Annotated in this window: 2 protein-coding genes; one reads left to right on the top strand and one right to left on the bottom strand. The window is 51.7% G+C overall.

Annotation, left to right across the window (positions count from 1 at the left end; translation table 11 throughout):
- A partial coding sequence (locus AC1DWI_RS24045) for a hypothetical protein (RefSeq protein WP_477726025.1) occupies positions 1-558 on the bottom strand: 558 nt, incomplete at its 3' end.
- Between the two features lie 326 nt (positions 559-884).
- Here AC1DWI_RS24045 and AC1DWI_RS24040 point away from each other — a divergent pair.
- On the top strand, positions 885-1,113 hold a 229-nt coding region (locus AC1DWI_RS24040; protein WP_477726024.1), incomplete at its 3' end, for a hypothetical protein.

Raw genomic sequence — 1,113 nt, 5'->3', positions numbered from 1 at the left:
ATGTTGGTCTCTTGTCCAGTTCTGCGCAAGCGCCACATCCAGCRTCACGATATACCACTGCGGATCATCACTGCTGATTTTTTTGTTCACATCGAGGGTGTTGCGAGCAATCGCCATGTAGCTCGCGAAGCCATTCCAGCCTTCAGGGGTGACGGTACTTGCATAGCCAGAACCGCGAAGAGCCCAGGCATGCTGCTTCTGTGCGGTAGCCAGTGCTATTGGCGCCATAGCCGATTGAGGAAAAGCTGCGACCCAACGATTCAGTTTGCTTTCTATGGCCGCCCATTGCGCCTCCGAGTTCTTTTCCTTTTCCCCAACAATAGCGTAGCCTAGGTTGCCATAGAAAACGGTGAGATTCCAAACTCCACTGGGGGTTCGACTTCTTTCTGTACGAAGCTTGGTAGCCAACTTATCAAGCGCAACAAAATCATCTGCCTTATAAGCCTTGGTAACGATTTCGTTTAACTCGTTGGGCCCGTAAAAATTTTCCGCATTGGTGTATGTGTTCGTGAAAATTGCCAACAGAATCACACCAAGAGTTCGAATCCAGGTTCTCATAAATTCCTCCCGTTTTGTTGGATGGAGTTTAAGGTCATTGGTTTCGCATGCGAAACGAAAACAAACCCCAGGGGATACTTTTTACAGTGCTCGCGGCTGGTTCGACGTTGCAGTGTTCTGCAATGCCATCGTGATCTGCAGGCTGTCACACGTCAGCGCTCTAACTTTCTCTTTCCATTGCACTGACGCCGCGCAATCCTTGAGAGCTTTTCACTTATAGCCAACCTCCTACAGCTCCAGACTGGCGACAGTCTTCACCGGCATCCTGGTCTGACTCACCGTGATCACATACACGGTTCTGCCTGCATCGTCATCCGCCCAACCACATGCAGACCCTTGAGCCTTTAAGGCTCCGAGCAGAGGGCCGCCTCGCAAGCGAAACAAGGAGAGGTCCTGAGGGGGCTTTTTATTGCTACGATGCCGCGATGACAAAGCTATACCTGCTCATCGTCGCGCTCGTGCTCTGCATTTTGCAAATGTACTGGCCGATCTCCGCCTGGCGCAAAGACGGCTTCATCGCGGCACTCAGGCTATTCGCTTTTGGCGGCTTAACCG

It is taken from the genome of Polaromonas sp. P3_C2, from assembly GCF_056402675.1.
Note: the sequence above shows the minus strand (reverse complement) of the source record. Positions and strands in the feature narration are given on the sequence as shown.